This window comes from Yersinia antarctica (assembly GCF_056636475.1).
The window spans coordinates 2,653,646-2,669,541 of record NZ_JBSJQF010000001.1; the positions used below are offsets into that span (position 1 = coordinate 2,653,646).

Sequence of the window (15,896 nt, forward strand, 5' to 3'; positions counted from 1 at the left end):
GGGAATCACATCAGAAATAGTGTGAGTGCAAGAAGAGTATCACTACCATTTTCTGGTAAAATTCTTTCAATACGTTAATTTATTTATATATCAATAAAATAGACAATAAAAAGGCCAGAATGCTGTGTCACACACTGGCTTGTTTCTATACATCTCTATCACTCAGCAAGGCTTTCTTACAACAGAATCACCCTTGAGCCATCAATCCCAACAATTTAAGAACAAAATAGCCCACCACAGCAATCACTAACGGCAAGATATATAAGGTAAAGAACTGCAAGAAGATGGTGTGATGCGGTAAAACCACCTTCTCTTCTAGCTGTTCACGGCTGCGCCCTTCGCTACCTTTGGCTTGTTCCAAAATCAATTGATCTTCAATACCCTCACGAATGTGCCGCACCTGCCGCGACATACGAGCACCAGATGCCTGTAGTGACAAACCGACAAAAATCAGCATATAGATGATAAAGAACATAATATTCGCGGCGGTTAAGCCCTGCTGAAGATCAGGTACTGGCGAGTTGAACCAGAAAACATCCAGAAAAGTGGTATTGAAGCGAATCATATCGGTCATCACATGGATAAAATCCAACATGACCGCATTAATCCCGCTGCTTTTTTGACTATATTGATAGGCAAAATTGATAATTGAGATCAATGTTGACAGCAGTGCTGGAATAAAAACGAGCCACCCTGCAATCCGTTTGATAACAGCGACGCGCCCAGCCTGTTGATAGGTCATGACTTCTCCTTGTAAATACCACAACTTATGTAGCTCTAGTTTACCCGCTACATTCGCTCTTTGTGCAAAATTTTTGCTATAACTCTCACCCTTAACACAAATTCAAGCCTAGCTCATTCGGCGCTTTATCATTAAGTTAATGATAAAGTATTCAGCCCGTAGCTAAAAAAACCACAGGAGTGATGATAAATGGCAACCCCTCACCCGATTAAAGCGGCAATTTTCGATATGGATGGCTTGCTGATAGATTCGGAACCATTATGGCTACAGGCCGAACTCGATATTTTCACCAATCTTGGGCTGGATACATCCTCACGGGATTCATTACCCGATACCTTGGGTTTACGTATCGATTTAGTGGTAAAGCTTTGGTTCCAAGCCATGCCATGGCAGGGTCCTAGTCAGGCGGAAGTGTGCAAACGGATTATTGTTCGGGCGATAGAACTGGTAGAAGAGACCCGCCCGGTGCTGCCAGGCGTTGAGTACGCACTGGACCTTTGCCGCCAACAAGGGCTGAAAATCGGCCTGGCATCAGCATCCCCTCTCCATATGCAAGAGCGTGTGCTGGACATGTTAGGTGTTAGAAATCAGTTCGACTGTCTGGTTTCAGCCGAATACCTGCCCTACAGTAAACCGCACCCTGAGGTGTATCTGAATGCTGCGGCTGATCTCGGTATCGACCCGCTACAATGCGTCACGCTGGAAGATTCGGTAAACGGTATGATTGCGACTAAAGCAGCACGAATGCGCTCTATCGTGATCCCATCGCCTGAATACCGCGCAGACCCACGCTGGGTATTGGCTGATCTTAAGTTGGAATCATTAGAGCAATTGAATAAAAAAGATATAACGTAATATTACCGTATTGATGATAGAGGGCGGTGGAGCCAATGACTCAACCGCCCAAATACCCTTTAGAGGAAATCATCTCGCTTAGGGTTAAAGGTGTCGATTAAAATACTGTTATCTTCCAGTGATACCGCGCCGTGCATCTCATTTTTCACGGCACGATACGCATCACCCGCTTTCAATATGCGTTTCTGCCCTTCAATTTCCACTTCAAAGCTGCCTGCGGCAACATAAGCAATCTGGTCATGAATGTCATGTTTGTGTGCAGTACCAATGGCACCTTTGTCAAAGTGAACGCAGACCATCATCAGATCATCGCTCCAAGTCATTACTTTGCGTTTAATGCCATTTCCTAACTCTTCCCATGGCGTTTCATCATTAATAAAGAACATCTTCATTGTCTCACCTCATTATGCAGAATAAGTTTCTGATGTAGCGTAGTCACAGTTTCACGCTGAATTCTGCCCATTCTACGGGCAAAATTGGCAGATAAGCCATAAATAATCCAAAAATCATGACATCCCTCAAAAAATAATAAAACATCATTTCATTTTTATTGAATTAACTTCCCGCAAACACTATCATCATCAGCATTACAAGAAACACTCGGTCAGACATCAGACCAGTACAAGTTGTCAGCAACAATTGTCGACATCATGCGCTTGTTTGAGCCGGTCTTGCTTTCTGAGTTGGGTTTTACCCACCAAGATACTGTTCTGTAAAAGAGGTACTGACATGCAAGTTCGCCAAAGCATCCATAGCGACCACGCGAAACAGCTTGATACTGCCGGTTTGCGCCGTGAATTTTTGATCGAAAATATATTCACCGCAGATGAGTACACCCTGACCTATAGCCACATTGACCGCATCATCGTCGGGGGTATTTTGCCCGTCAGTAAAGCAGTCAGCATTGGTGATGATGTAGGTAAACAACTGGGTGTCAGTTACTTTCTGGAACGCCGCGAATTGGGCGTTATCAACATCGGTGGCTCAGGACTTATCGTTGTTGATGGTCAGCGTTATGAAATTAACAATGAAGAAGCATTGTATGTGGGTAAAGGTGCGAAAGAGGTGCAGTTCAGCAGTATCGACAGCACAAAACCTGCCAAGTTTTACTACAACAGCGCGCCAGCACACACCACTTACCCGAACAAAAAAATCACGTTGGCAGAGGCCGCACCGCAAACATTGGGTGATGATGCCACCAGCAACCGTCGCACTATCAATAAATACATCGTGCCTGATGTGTTGCCAACCTGCCAACTGACCATGGGTTTAACCAAACTGGCTCCCGGCAATCTGTGGAATACCATGCCTTGTCATACCCATGAACGTCGTATGGAAGTCTATTTCTACTTTGATATGGACGAAGAAACAGCGGTGTTCCACATGATGGGCCAGGCACAGGAAACACGTCATTTGTTAGTCCACAACGAACAAGCTGTGATTTCACCAAGTTGGTCTATTCATTCTGGCGTGGGCACTAAGCGTTATACCTTCATCTGGGGCATGGTCGGTGAAAACCAAGTCTTCAGTGATATGGACCACATCGCTGTTAGCGAATTGCGTTAAGCGTCACCAACCGAATCCGTCCTTTGGGCGGTTTTCTCCCCAATATTGAAATCGCGGCAATCTTTGACCGCCTTGAGAGAGATGTTAGCTATGATTTTAGATTCCTTTGAATTGAAAGGTAAAGTTGCACTGGTTACTGGCTGTGATACAGGTTTGGGCCAAGGCATGGCGATCGGTTTAGCCGAAGCCGGTTGTGATATCGTGGGTATCAACATTGTTGAGCCACGTGAAACTATTGATAAAGTGACTGCACTAGGCCGCCGTTTCCTTAGTCTGACGGCTGACCTGAGCAAAATTGAGCACATTCCTGCCCTGTTAGAACAAGCTGTCGCTGAATTTGGTCAAATCGATATTCTGGTCAATAACGCCGGTATCATTCGCCGTGAAGATGCGATCAACTTCAGCGAGAAGGACTGGGACGATGTCATGAACGTTAACATCAAAACCGTGTTCTTTATGTCTCAAGCGGTTGCTAAACAGTTCATCAAACAAGGCCATGGCGGCAAGATTATCAACGTGGCATCAATGCTGTCTTATCAAGGTGGTATCCGTGTGCCATCTTACACCGCATCGAAAAGCGCAGTCATGGGTGTGACTCGTCTGTTAGCTAACGAGTGGGCTAAACATGGCATCAACGTGAACGCAGTGGCACCGGGTTACATGGCAACCAACAATACCCAACAGTTGCGTAAAGATGAAGAACGCAGCAAAGAGATCCTTGACCGTATCCCTGCTGGTCGTTGGGGCTTGCCTGATGATCTGAAAGGTCCAGTGGTCTTCCTGGCATCTAAAGCATCTGATTATATCAGCGGTTACACCATCGCGGTTGATGGCGGTTGGTTGGCTCGCTAAGCCGATAATCATGACTAATTTGAGTTAAGGTCTATCTGGCGGAGTTATTCGCAATATTTTGACTCAAAAACGCATCAAGGCACAACTTCTGTTGTGCCTTTTTTATTACTTATTTATCAAATAGTTAACAAATAAATCTACCGGTAAATTTCTGCCAAAAGCGCAAAAATAAAAAATTCAAAACAACGTTCCGACTCCGATCACACTTTTGTCATTCGCTCAATGACTCGTCAGTAAATACAAATATAATAGATTGTGAAACGACGTTTCTATTTATAAGGAACCTTAAACCGGTTCTATCCTGATGTTCGATGATGGGGTTATGGCAATGGATTTTATAGGCAACATTAAAGGCAGCGACGCAATGATGATTAACTGGCTCAGCGCTATTCGCAGCTATGTTGATCTGGTCCAGTCTATTGGCCATAGCAACCAAAACCCTACCCCCCTGCTAGCTGATGGCTTTGATGTGCTGACACATCAACCGGTCGTATGGGAATTTCCTGATGGCCACAATACACCAATATCTAATTTTGCCAGTCAGCAAAACTGGTTGCGGACATTGGATGCCCTCAGTCTGGTGACTCAGGATCCGCAATATCACCAACAAGCACGAGTGCAAAGCAGCTATTTTATGCACCTTGGCGTTCATGAGCAAAGCGGGTTGTTTTACTGGGGCGGCCATCGTTTCCTCAATCTGGATACATTAACGACCGAAGGGCCAGAATCAAAAGCGCAAGTACATGAACTGAAACATCATCTGCCCTATTACGATTTTCTGGTCACTGTTGACCGGGAAAAAACACTTAATTTTTTACAGGGTTTTTGGCACGCCCATGTAGAGGATTGGCAAACGCTGGATCTGGGCCGCCACGGTAGCTACGACAAGTTACGCGACCCACATGTGTTTACCCATGCTCGCCGCGATGTGGTTAATCCTACTGACTTACCGCGCCTTCCTGAAACCAAAGGCCTGACCTTTGTGAATGCGGGTACTGACCTGATTTATGCCGCATATAAATATGCTGAATATACCGGTGATATCGCTGCTGCTGCCTGGGGGAAACATCTCTATCGTCAATATGTATTAGCCCGTAACCCAGAAACCGGTTTACCGGTTTATCAGTTCAGTTCGCCACAACAGCGTCGCCCTATCCCGGCGGACGATAATCAGACCCAATCTTGGTATGGCGATCGTGCCAAACGTCAGTTTGGTCCAGAGTTTGGTGACATTGCTCGTGAAGCTAATGTGCTGTTTCGCGATATGCGCCCGCTACTGATTGATAACCCATTGGCGATGTTAGATATTCTGCGCCAACAACCCGACGAACAAGTCTTGCAATGGGTTATTGATGGCTTAAAGAACTACTATCGTTTCGCTTATAACGTTGAGAGTAATACATTGCGCCCGTTATGGAACGATGGACAAGACATGAGCGGCTATGTATTGCTGCGGGATGGTTACTATGGCGCCAAAGGTACGGTTATTTCGCCATTCCCATTAGATGTTGATTATTTGCTGCCATTAGTTCGCGCCTGGCGCTTGAGTGAAGATGAAGAGCTGCTGGATCTGATTGGTGTGTTACTGCACCGCTGGCAGTTTGCTGAATTGAACAAACAAAAACGCCGAGCATCATTGATGGTGGGTAAAAAACCTGCTGCCACTGCACACCTATTGTTGGCCCTAGTTGAACTGGCAGAACACTGCCAATGTAGCCGATTATTTGAATTAGCCTGGCAAGTTGGCGATGAACTATTTAAACAACATTACCATCGCGGCCTGTTTGTTGAATCGGCTCAACACCGTTATTTCCGTATCGACAATCCAATTGCATTAGCAATATTGGCCTTAATTGCAGCAAAACAAAATAAGTCTGCTGCTATGCCTCAATTTATTACCAATGGTGGTTACATTCATGGAGATTATCGGGTGAACGGGGAAAACCGTACTCTGTATGATATTGATTTTATTTATCCGACGCTTTTGAATCAGTAATTTTATTTATCTTTCATGTTATTAAAAATAGGTAAGCATTATGAATGAAAACAGAATGCTGGGGTTAGCCTATTTATCGCCTTATATACTCGGGTTGATAATATTTACGGCTTTCCCCTTTGTATCATCCTTCTTTCTCAGTTTTACTGAGTATGACTTAATGAACCCTCCCGTATTTAACGGGATCGAGAATTATCGTCATATGATTCTTGAAGATGATTTATTCTGGAAATCCATGGGCGTTACATTCGCTTATGTTTTTCTGACTATTCCTTTAAAACTGGCATTTGCTCTAGGGATCGCTTTTGTACTGAACTTTAAATTACGCGGTATTGGCCTGTTCCGTACTGCTTTCTATATTCCATCAATCCTCGGCAGCAGCGTTGCAATTGCCGTGTTATGGCGTGCCCTGTTTGCCATTGATGGCCTGTTAAACAGCTTTATTGGCGTGTTCGGGTTTGATGCCATCAACTGGTTGGGAGAACCAGCGCTGGCGCTGACATCCGTGACATTACTGCGTGTCTGGCAGTTCGGTTCCGCCATGGTTATCTTCTTGGCTGCATTGCAGAACGTACCGCAGTCACAATATGAAGCAGCCATGATTGATGGTGCCTCTAAATGGCAAATGTTTATGAAAGTTACCGTGCCACTGATCACGCCGGTTATTTTCTTTAACTTTATTATGCAAACCACGCAGGCGTTCCAAGAGTTTACCGCGCCGTACGTTATTACCGACGGTGGACCAACTCACTATACGTATTTATTCTCGCTCTATATCTATGATACCGCGTTTAAATACTTTGATATGGGATACGGTGCTGCACTGGCCTGGGTATTATTCCTGGTAGTCGCCCTCTTCGCCTCAATTGCATTTAAATCATCTAAATATTGGGTCTTCTACTCCGCCGATAAAGGAGGAAAAAATGACTGACGTACAACAAACTTCCAACCAGAAGAAATTAGATCTGGCGCAGGAAATTGCTAATGCGGAAATTAGCCGCACAGAACGCAAAGCAAAAGTCAGTGCTGCTTTCCGCTACATCATTTTGATTATTGTCGGTCTGATGATGCTTTATCCGCTGCTGTGGATGTTCTCTGCGGCGTTTAAACCCAATAATGAAATTTTCACCACATTAGGATTATGGCCAGAAAACGCAACCAGTGATGGTTTCGTTAATGGTTGGAAAACCGGTACTGAATATAACTTCGGTCACTACATGCTTAACACCTTTAAGTTTGTAATCCCGAAAGTCATTCTGACTATTATCTCTTCCACTATCGTGGCATATGGTTTCGCACGCTTTGAGATCCCATGGAAGAAATTCTGGTTTGCAACATTGATTACCACCATGTTGCTGCCAAGTACTGTGTTATTGATTCCGCAATACATCATGTTCCGTGAAATGGGCATGCTGAATAGCTACTTACCACTTTATTTGCCGACGGCCTTCGCCACCCAAGGGTTCTTCGTCTTCATGCTGATTCAGTTCCTGCGTGGTGTACCACGTGATATGGAAGAAGCGGCACAGATCGACGGTTGTAACTCGCTACAGGTGTTGTGGTATGTGGTTGTGCCAATCTTGAAGCCGGCCATTATCTCTGTCGCACTGTTCCAGTTTATGTGGTCAATGAACGACTTTATCGGCCCACTGATTTATGTCTACAGCGTAGATAAGTACCCGATAGCGCTGGCTCTGAAGATGTCAATTGACGTCACCGAAGGCGCACCGTGGAACGAAATTCTGGCAATGGCAAGCATCTCCATTCTGCCGTCCATCATTGTTTTCTTCCTGGCTCAACGCTACTTCGTGCAAGGCGTAACCAGCAGCGGAATTAAAGGTTAATAGAGGATTTATCATGGCTGAAGTCATTTTCAATAAATTAGGCAAAGTTTACTCCAACGGTTTCCGCGCGGTTCATGGCATTGATCTGAAAATCCATGATGGCGAGTTTATGGTTATTGTTGGTCCATCAGGCTGTGCTAAATCCACCACTCTGCGCATGCTGGCAGGTCTGGAAACCATCAGTGATGGCGAAGTTCGAATTGGTGATCGGGTGGTCAATAATCTGGCACCTAAATCACGTGGTATTGCCATGGTGTTCCAGAACTATGCGTTATATCCGCACATGACAGTGAAAGAGAATCTGGCCTTTGGCCTGAAACTGAGCAAGCTGCCAAAAGATCAGATTGAAGCGCAAGTCGCAGAAGCGGCCAAAATCCTGGAGCTGGAAGACCTGCTGGACAGACTGCCGCGCCAGTTGTCAGGTGGCCAGGCACAACGTGTGGCAGTAGGCCGGGCGATTGTGAAAAAACCTGATGTTTTCTTGTTTGATGAACCGTTGTCGAACCTCGATGCCAAGTTGCGTGCCTCAATGCGTATCCGCATCTCAGATTTGCATAAGCAATTGAAAAAAAGCGGCAAAGCAGCAACAACTGTTTATGTTACCCATGACCAGACCGAAGCCATGACCATGGGTGACAGAATCTGTGTAATGAAACTGGGCCACATCATGCAAGTTGATACCCCGGATAATCTCTACCACTTCCCTACCAACATGTTTGTTGCAGGTTTTATTGGTGCACCGGAAATGAACATCAAACCGAGTACGCTGGTAGAAAAAGAGGGGCAGATTGGCCTGACAGTTGGCCAATACACTCTGGTATTGAGTGAAAAACAGCAAGCCAAAGTGGCCGCCCATGCCGGAGAAAAAGTGTTCTTTGGTGTACGTCCAGAATTTATTCGCATGTCACAACAACCCTTTGCCAATAACCATTCGCAAGGTGAATTAGTTCGTGTGGAAAACATGGGGCATGAATTCTTCTTATACATCAAGGTTGACGACTTTGAATTGACTTGTCGCTTACCGTCTGATGAAGCACGGCCAATTATTGAAAGTGGCCTGCATCGCACCGTGTACTTCCAATTTGATATGGATAAATGCCATATCTTTGATGCAAAAACAGAAAAAAATATCTCTCTTTAACAGGAGCAGTACCCAATGAAAAAAGCGATCCTACACACGCTGATAGCATCCACTCTGGCTTTATTGTCACATCAGGCTTTTGCACAGGATGACGTTAACCTACGCATGTCATGGTGGGGGGGCAATGGGCGTCATCAAATGACACTTAAGGCTCTGGAGGAGTTCCACAAGCAGCACCCAAATATTAATGTTAAAGCAGAATACACTGGCTGGGACGGTCATCTTTCTCGTCTGACGACGCAAATTGCGGGTGGAACTGAACCTGACGTTATGCAAACAAACTGGAACTGGTTGCCCATCTTCTCCAAAGACGGCACTGGCTTCTATGACTTAAATAAAGTGTCAGAGCAGTTGGATTTGGCTCAATTCGATCCGAAAGAACTGCAACAGACTACCGTTAATGGCAAATTAAACGGTATCCCGATTTCAGTGACAGCGCGTATTTTCTATTTTAATGACGCGACTTGGGCTAAGTCTGGTTTAGAGTATCCTAAAACGTGGGACGAATTACTTAAAGCAGGTTTAGTATTTAAAGAAAAACTGGGTGACCAATATTACCCTGTGGTATTAGAGCACCAGGATACTCTGGCATTAATTCGCTCTTACATGACACAAAAATACAACACCCCGACTATCGATGAAGCTAATAAAAAGTTTGCTTATACACCAGAACAGTGGGTTGAGTTCTTTACTATGTATAAGAAAATGGTTGATAACCATGTAATGCCATCCACTAAATACTATGCATCATTCGGCAAAAGTAATATGTACGAAATGAAGCCGTGGATTAATGGTGAATGGGGTGGTACTTATATGTGGAACTCCACCATTACTAAGTATTCCGATAACCTGACTAAACCAGCAAAATTGATACTTGGCCCTTATCCGATGTTGCCAGAGGCAAAAGATGCAGGTCTGTTCTTTAAACCTGCTCAAATGCTCTCTATTGGTAAATCGACTAAGTATCCTAAAGAAAGTGCCATGCTCATCAACTTCCTGCTTAACAGCAAAGAAGGTGTTGATGCTATGGGCTTGGAGCGTGGTGTACCACTGAGTAAGACTGCGGTAACTCAACTGCGTGCCAGCGGTGTAATTAAAGATGAAGACCCATCTGTTGCTGGTTTAAATATGGCATTAGAACTGCCACATGAAATGAAAACGTCACCATACTTTGATGACCCGCAAATCGTTTCATTGTTCCGAGATGCAATCCAATATATCGATTATGGTCAGAAATCTGTTGAAGAATCTGCGGAATACTTTAATAAACAAGGTGACCGTATCCTGAAACGCGCCATGAGATAATCTGTAAATCTATTTAACTTAAGTGGTTATTAAACCCTGCCATTGATTTGGCGGGGTTGTTTTGTTTTATAAAAAAAAATAATAATAGCCAATTAGATCGCCATCACAAATTAATATCTGATTAAAAAATTAATCTCTAAGAAAGATCTGGATCACACAAATAATTATCCATATAAATAGAATATGAATCCACATAAAGTGAAACGTTGTTTCTTTGATTGTGGAATTGTTTTTTAGTCGTATGTTGATTTTTATAAACTTGTTAATGATTGTTGTTTTAAATAACCATAACCCTGGGATTATATAAAAAATGAAATTTAAATTACTTACTTTGGCAGTGGCATCTGTTATCAGTTTTAGTTCTGTTGCAACAACAATTGACTATCGGCATGAAATGAAAGATACCAGTAAATCTGATCATAAAGACCGTTTACTGATCTCCAACCGTTTTGCCAATGGTTTTGGTTTATCTTTAGAAGGGAAATGGGGCCAGCACAGCTCTGATACTACGCCTAATAAACCATTTAATGAGCAAGTCAGTAATGGTACCGAAGTGGTTGCCAGCTACGTCTATCAATTCAACAAAACATTCCAGATTGAGCCTGGTTTCTCATTAGAGTCATCATCTGACTCGAACAACTATCGCCCTTACCTGCGCGGTAAAGTGTCCTTTACTGATGATTTCTCTACCTCACTGCGTTATCGCCCATATTACAAGCGTAACCAGCCAGCTCAGACCAAAGCAACAGAGAAAGGCCATGAGTTCACCATGCTGTTTGCTTATAGTTTCTTGAAAGACTATTCAGCAGAATACGAATTAAACTACAAGAAATCTGAAGATGAAATTCTGGCAAATAAAGAAAAAGAAGAATGGAGTCATGATCTGAAAATTGCTTACAAATGGGATAAAAACTGGAAGCCATATGTTGCTATCGGCAACGTAGCAGGTAGCAAAACGACTGACGAGCGTCAAACTCGCTACCGTGTCGGTGTGCAGTACAGCTTCTAATTATTATGTTGTTATGAGTACCCTCATCATTATTTGTTAAATTATGCCCATACCCGTATTACTTTGGGGAAAAGTCGACTCCCGGTCACTTTTCCCCTTTTTTTATCAATGTAACTTCATTTCAGCCCAAGACCTGATATTTCCCCCCTGAATACTCACGTTAAACTCCCTGCTCTCAGCCAGAGAAAAATGAGACATTTAGTTACAGCGTAACGGCTATCCACGTCAAGATAAATCTCATATACTGGATAAACCAACAGCTACAGACTCGGAATTCAAGTATGACAGGGGAAGGACACCTTATTTTTTCTGTCGCCTGCGCTATCTTTGCCAAAAAAGTCGGTCTTACACCGGAACTGGCACAGGGTGACTGGTGGCATATTATCCCTGGCGCCCTGCTAACTTCCCTGCTACCCGATATTGATCACCCAAAGTCAATCCTTGGCCAGCGGTTAAAGTGGCTCTCCACCCCCATTGCCCGTGCATTTGGCCATCGTGGGTTTACCCATAGCCTATTGGCCGTTATCGGTGGTGTGGCACTATTTCAAATGGACATCTCACGCGATTGGATTATTCCCGCAGATGCGTTCCATGCAATGATTATTGGCTATTTCAGCCATTTACTAGCGGATATGCTCACACCTGCTGGCGTACCGCTGTTATGGCCTTGCCGCTGGCGATTCTGTATCCCGCTATTACGCCCACAAAAAGGCAATCAATTAGAACGCGTATTCTGTGTTCTATTAGTTTGTTTTTCCGTCTATTGGCAAACTGATACCACCATTCCCTTGCTATCCTATATGGAACAATTGAAAAACTTTCGACTGTGATCACATTTTAATGGGTTAATAATCACCAATTTGAATGTATTCCATACAAATCAGGGTAAAAATTTATATAAAATTCCTTTTGGATATAAGTGAGCCTGAAGAGGAACTGCTACCATATGCGGCTAATTGCACCATGACGGTGCTTGGCTCTGTTCTAGATAAAAATAGTAATAGAATATGTGCCAGTATTTAAAATAATAATTTGGAGATATGGGGATGAACCTTCCGCTTGTGATTAACGTGCTGGTATTTGTAGCACTGCTATTACTATTGGCACAAACCCGGCATAAACAATGGAGTCTGGCCAAGAAAGTTTTGGTTGGCTTAGCACTGGGGGTGCTGTTTGGTCTGAGCTTGCAATGGGTATACGGTGCTGATAACCCGGTACTGAAAGAGTCCATCACCTGGTTTAATATTGTCGGAAATGGTTATGTGCAATTATTGCAGATGATTGTTATGCCGCTGGTATTCGCCTCAATCTTGAGTGCTGTCGCTAAACTGCATAATGCCTCTTCGCTAGGTAAAATTAGCGTACTGACAATCGGTACGTTGCTTTTCACCACCTTAATTGCTGCTCTGGTTGGCGTGCTGGTTACCAATCTGTTTGGCTTAACCGCTGAAGGCTTGGTACAAGGTACGCAAGAGACAGCACGTTTGAGTGCCATTGAAAGCAACTACTTAAGCAAAGTGACGGATTTGACAGTGCCGCAGTTGATCCTGTCGTTTATTCCGAAAAACCCGTTTGCCGATTTGACCGGGGCCAGTCCGACCTCAATTATCAGCGTGGTGATTTTCGCGACGTTCCTCGGTATTGCCTCACTGCAATTGCTGAAAGATGATGTCGAGAAAGGACAACGCGTATTAGTTGCTATTGATACGCTGCAAGCTTGGGTGATGAAACTGGTACGTCTGGTGATGAAACTGACCCCCTACGGCGTATTGGCACTAATGACCAAGGTTGTCGCTGGCTCTAATATTCAAGATATTATCAAGCTTGGGAGCTTTGTCGTTGCCTCCTACCTTGGTCTGGCGATTATGTTTGTGGTCCACGCCGTGTTGCTGTCATTCACTGGCATCAATCCGTTGAAGTTCTTCCGCAAAGTCTGGCCAGTGCTGACCTTCGCCTTTACCAGCCGCTCCAGCGCCGCCAGTATTCCGCTGAATGTGGAAGCTCAAACCCGCCGCTTGGGTATCCCGGAGTCCATCGCCAGCTTCTCTGCTTCCTTTGGTGCCACCATTGGGCAAAATGGCTGTGCTGGCCTCTATCCGGCGATGCTGGCCGTAATGGTCGCACCAACGGTGGGAATCAACCCTCTGGACCCAGTATGGATTGCCACACTGGTTGGGATTGTAACCATCAGTTCTGCCGGTGTTGCCGGTGTGGGCGGTGGTGCAACCTTCGCCGCGCTGATTGTTTTGCCGGCATTGGGCTTGCCAGTTACATTGGTTGCTTTATTGATCTCGGTTGAGCCATTGATTGATATGGGCCGGACCGCGCTGAACGTCAGCGGTTCAATGACCGCCGGTACCATTACCAGCCAATTGATGAAACAGACCGATAAAGAGATTCTCAACAGCGACGATGATGGCGATTTAGCCCATCAGTAACCGACGCTAATTAGTCACTCTATTGTGATGGCTCAGAAAGCCAGTCAGTAAAATGACTGGCTTTCTGCTTTTAAAGTGCTTATTGCCGCTAATTAATTGGCGACGTCAACTACCCTATGGGTGATATTTCTCGACCAACGCCAGAGCAATGCGCCAATTCCCAAACGAAATGCAACAAAGTGACCCACCGGTCAGGTACGGATAAAATAGCCGTATTGACCCTGTCGGAGACCCTGTTGCATGAAGGGAAAACATTTGACTCAGCATGAGCGCTTTTACATCGAAAAACGAAAAGCTGAAGGCGTTAATCAGTCCTGCATTGCCAGAGAGCTCGGCGTCTCTCGCTCTACCCTGAGCCGGGAGCTCAGGCGTAATACGGACCCCGCTTTCAACGGACTTTACTCCTCCAGACGCGCTGATGCCTTAGCCAGACAACGGCGGGGCGCCACCTCGGCACACAATGCCTGTTTCCCTCTGTGCCAGCAGACACAAGACTTTCTCCGGCAGGCGCTGGCTGTACATACCTCCCCTGAGGTTATCTGTGGGAGACTGAAAATCCAGTTTGATATCGCCGTCAGCAAAAATACCCTCTACCGCTATATCCGTTCGGACAGACAGGCTGGCGGTAAGCTTTACCTTCAGCTCCCTCACCGGGGTAAACGCTATCGCTATGATACGGGTGAGCCCGGACGCACGCCCATCCCGGACAGGGTTGGCATTGAGCACAGGCCTGCTGAGGCTGAACTCAAACAGGTTCCCGGGCATGTTGAAATCGATACGATTTTTGGCAAAGACCAGAAGTCATTCCTGCTGACGGTCGTGGACAAAGCCACAAAGCAGGTCATTATCCGTAAACTCCCCAATAAGTGCGCTGAGAGCGTCGTGGAAGCGTTCAGGGACATCGTGGCGAATACTTTCTGTGAGTTTAAAACCCTGACGGCAGATAACGGACCCGAGTTTGCGAAACATAAGGACATCACTCAGGTAACGGGCGCAAAGGTTTACTTTGCCCGGCCTTATCATTCCTGGGAGCGGGGGTTGAATGAGCATACCAACGGTCTGATACGGCGGTTTTATCCGAAAGGAACCGATTTTAATGGCGTCAGCGATGAAGATATTACGAGACTGGAGCACATCCTCAACACTCGGGGGCGCAAATCTCTGGAATACAGCTCACCGAATGAGGTATTTTTAGAGTATCTACTCGCTGCATAACGCATGATGGTTTGTTGCGTTTCGTTCGGGAATGGGGCATGGCTTCAGTTTCTATATCTGGTACGCCGCGAATATTCTGCGCCCTGAAATGCATCTGAAAAGCCTTAATAACCTGAATGGTTTCATTATCCAGCACGCCGCTTTGTGGGATTTGATAACCATAACGGGCCAGTGCCTGCTGAATAACAGTAACTGAGCCGATATCATACTTATTTCGACCATCAATATACTTAGCGACTGTTGCGTCATCTGGCCAGGCGCCTATGCCTTGCTGCGCCAAACGCTGCCATGGGAATAGCGGACCGGGATCAGATTTTCGCTGTGGAGCAATATCGCTGTGAGCTACGACATTCATCGGAGCAATATTATAACGCTCGACAATATCTCTGGTAAGGCGCTCAATCAATTCAATCTGAGACTCATTGTAAGGATACCACCTTCTACCCAACATCCTCTCAGTGAAGCCCTTATTGACGATTTCGATACCGATAGAGGTATCATTGAGACTGGTGCGCCCTTCCCAGTAACTCACCCCGGCATGCCAGGCTCTTTGGCTTTCAGGCACCAATTGCAAAACAACCGGTTTGCCCTCAACATTTTGGGGATGTGTTTTTACCAAATAATGGGCACTGACATTACCCTGAGTCAGTATTCGCAGTGATTCAGCATCATCTGTTGCAGTATAATGAAGCACTAAAAAACGCACTCGTTCATTTTGAGCCACTGATGGATGATTAGTATCGATTTTATAATCATCACGGTCGATCAGTTTATGCGGCCGGTCACTGTGAGGGCTACTACAACCCGCCAATAGCAGTAACAAACCCGCGCTTAATAACTTCCTCATCATTTTTCTCCCTATAATATGATTAAGCACGGTTATAGTGACCCAACCGAATTAAATGGACTGTCAACAATACATTTAATTAACAA

Annotated in this window: 15 protein-coding genes; 12 read left to right on the plus strand and 3 right to left on the minus strand. The window is 45.1% G+C overall.

Annotation, left to right across the window (positions count from 1 at the left end; genetic code table 11):
* Nucleotides 1-187 precede the first annotated feature (187 nt).
* Nucleotides 188-742: a YniB family protein gene (locus ACWJJO_RS12275; protein WP_083158671.1), complete on the minus strand. Its 555-nt coding sequence runs from the start codon at nt 740-742 to the stop codon at nt 188-190.
* 189 nt (nt 743-931) lie between these two features.
* On the opposite strand from ACWJJO_RS12275, the gene hxpB reads away from it, so the two are divergent.
* Nucleotides 932-1,597 (plus strand): hexitol phosphatase HxpB, encoded by a 666-nt coding sequence (gene hxpB / locus ACWJJO_RS12280; protein ID WP_372569243.1) that lies wholly within the window; start codon nt 932-934, stop codon nt 1,595-1,597.
* A gap of 59 nt (nt 1,598-1,656) precedes the next feature.
* Here hxpB and ACWJJO_RS12285 read toward each other — a convergent pair whose 3' ends face one another.
* On the minus strand, nt 1,657-1,989 hold the full coding sequence (locus tag ACWJJO_RS12285) for a cupin domain-containing protein (RefSeq protein ID WP_032905805.1): 333 nt from the start codon (nt 1,987-1,989) through the stop codon (nt 1,657-1,659).
* A gap of 337 nt (nt 1,990-2,326) precedes the next feature.
* Here ACWJJO_RS12285 and kduI point away from each other — a divergent pair, with 337 nt between their 5' ends.
* From kduI to ACWJJO_RS12340, 11 genes are all read left to right on the plus strand, one after another.
* Nucleotides 2,327-3,163, plus strand: a complete 837-nt coding sequence (gene kduI / locus ACWJJO_RS12290; protein ID WP_083158669.1) for a 5-dehydro-4-deoxy-D-glucuronate isomerase — start codon at nt 2,327-2,329, stop codon at nt 3,161-3,163.
* 90 nt (nt 3,164-3,253) lie between these two features.
* Nucleotides 3,254-4,015: a 2-dehydro-3-deoxy-D-gluconate 5-dehydrogenase KduD gene (gene kduD / locus ACWJJO_RS12295; RefSeq protein WP_005182925.1), complete on the plus strand. Its 762-nt coding sequence runs from the start codon at nt 3,254-3,256 to the stop codon at nt 4,013-4,015.
* 328 nt (nt 4,016-4,343) lie between these two features.
* Nucleotides 4,344-6,011, plus strand: coding sequence for a pectate lyase (locus tag ACWJJO_RS12300; protein WP_083163598.1), 1,668 nt, complete (start codon nt 4,344-4,346; stop codon nt 6,009-6,011).
* Between the two features lie 40 nt (nt 6,012-6,051).
* Nucleotides 6,052-6,942: a carbohydrate ABC transporter permease gene (locus tag ACWJJO_RS12305; protein WP_083158668.1), complete on the plus strand. Its 891-nt coding sequence runs from the start codon at nt 6,052-6,054 to the stop codon at nt 6,940-6,942.
* The gene (locus ACWJJO_RS12310) at nt 6,935-7,855 is read left to right on the plus strand and encodes a carbohydrate ABC transporter permease (RefSeq protein ID WP_083158667.1); all 921 of its coding nucleotides are present in this window, start codon (nt 6,935-6,937) and stop codon (nt 7,853-7,855) included. The genes ACWJJO_RS12305 and ACWJJO_RS12310 overlap by 8 nt, the downstream gene beginning before the upstream one ends.
* A gap of 13 nt (nt 7,856-7,868) precedes the next feature.
* Complete coding sequence (locus tag ACWJJO_RS12315) at nt 7,869-8,996, plus strand: ABC transporter ATP-binding protein (protein WP_083158666.1); 1,128 nt, start codon at nt 7,869-7,871, stop codon at nt 8,994-8,996.
* A 15-nt stretch (nt 8,997-9,011) separates the two neighbouring features.
* Nucleotides 9,012-10,301, plus strand: a complete 1,290-nt coding sequence (locus ACWJJO_RS12320) for an ABC transporter substrate-binding protein (RefSeq protein WP_083158665.1) — start codon at nt 9,012-9,014, stop codon at nt 10,299-10,301.
* Nucleotides 10,302-10,611: 310 nt separating this feature from the next.
* Nucleotides 10,612-11,310 (plus strand): oligogalacturonate-specific porin KdgM family protein, encoded by a 699-nt coding sequence (locus ACWJJO_RS12325; protein ID WP_083158664.1) that lies wholly within the window; start codon nt 10,612-10,614, stop codon nt 11,308-11,310.
* Nucleotides 11,311-11,591: 281 nt separating this feature from the next.
* The gene (locus ACWJJO_RS12330) at nt 11,592-12,140 is read left to right on the plus strand and encodes a metal-dependent hydrolase (protein ID WP_005182936.1); all 549 of its coding nucleotides are present in this window, start codon (nt 11,592-11,594) and stop codon (nt 12,138-12,140) included.
* Between the two features lie 216 nt (nt 12,141-12,356).
* Nucleotides 12,357-13,748 (plus strand): L-cystine transporter, encoded by a 1,392-nt coding sequence (locus ACWJJO_RS12335; protein ID WP_372569244.1) that lies wholly within the window; start codon nt 12,357-12,359, stop codon nt 13,746-13,748.
* A 240-nt stretch (nt 13,749-13,988) separates the two neighbouring features.
* Complete coding sequence (locus tag ACWJJO_RS12340) at nt 13,989-14,963, plus strand: IS30 family transposase (protein ID WP_481091067.1); 975 nt, start codon at nt 13,989-13,991, stop codon at nt 14,961-14,963.
* On the opposite strand, the gene ACWJJO_RS12345 is transcribed toward ACWJJO_RS12340, so the two are convergent.
* A complete protein-coding gene (locus tag ACWJJO_RS12345; protein WP_481091587.1) occupies nt 14,887-15,810 on the minus strand; it encodes an N-acetylmuramoyl-L-alanine amidase in 924 nt (307 codons plus the stop codon). The genes ACWJJO_RS12340 and ACWJJO_RS12345 overlap by 77 nt on opposite strands.
* Nucleotides 15,811-15,896: the final 86 nt, after the last annotated feature.

Bases quoted from the DNA above. Each gene is read 5' to 3' on its own strand.
- ACWJJO_RS12275 (WP_083158671.1), bottom strand. From the start codon at position 742: ATGACCTATCAACAGGCTGGGCGCGTCGCTGTTATCAAACGGATTGCA.
- hxpB (WP_372569243.1), top strand. From the start codon at position 932: ATGGCAACCCCTCACCCGATTAAAGCGGCAATTTTCGATATGGATGGC.
- ACWJJO_RS12285 (WP_032905805.1), bottom strand. From the start codon at position 1,989: ATGAAGATGTTCTTTATTAATGATGAAACGCCATGGGAAGAGTTAGGA.
- kduI (WP_083158669.1), top strand. From the start codon at position 2,327: ATGCAAGTTCGCCAAAGCATCCATAGCGACCACGCGAAACAGCTTGAT.
- kduD (WP_005182925.1), top strand. From the start codon at position 3,254: ATGATTTTAGATTCCTTTGAATTGAAAGGTAAAGTTGCACTGGTTACT.
- ACWJJO_RS12300 (WP_083163598.1), top strand. From the start codon at position 4,344: ATGGATTTTATAGGCAACATTAAAGGCAGCGACGCAATGATGATTAAC.
- ACWJJO_RS12305 (WP_083158668.1), top strand. From the start codon at position 6,052: ATGAATGAAAACAGAATGCTGGGGTTAGCCTATTTATCGCCTTATATA.
- ACWJJO_RS12310 (WP_083158667.1), top strand. From the start codon at position 6,935: ATGACTGACGTACAACAAACTTCCAACCAGAAGAAATTAGATCTGGCG.
- ACWJJO_RS12315 (WP_083158666.1), top strand. From the start codon at position 7,869: ATGGCTGAAGTCATTTTCAATAAATTAGGCAAAGTTTACTCCAACGGT.
- ACWJJO_RS12320 (WP_083158665.1), top strand. From the start codon at position 9,012: ATGAAAAAAGCGATCCTACACACGCTGATAGCATCCACTCTGGCTTTA.
- ACWJJO_RS12325 (WP_083158664.1), top strand. From the start codon at position 10,612: ATGAAATTTAAATTACTTACTTTGGCAGTGGCATCTGTTATCAGTTTT.
- ACWJJO_RS12330 (WP_005182936.1), top strand. From the start codon at position 11,592: ATGACAGGGGAAGGACACCTTATTTTTTCTGTCGCCTGCGCTATCTTT.
- ACWJJO_RS12335 (WP_372569244.1), top strand. From the start codon at position 12,357: ATGAACCTTCCGCTTGTGATTAACGTGCTGGTATTTGTAGCACTGCTA.
- ACWJJO_RS12340 (WP_481091067.1), top strand. From the start codon at position 13,989: ATGAAGGGAAAACATTTGACTCAGCATGAGCGCTTTTACATCGAAAAA.
- ACWJJO_RS12345 (WP_481091587.1), bottom strand. From the start codon at position 15,810: ATGAGGAAGTTATTAAGCGCGGGTTTGTTACTGCTATTGGCGGGTTGT.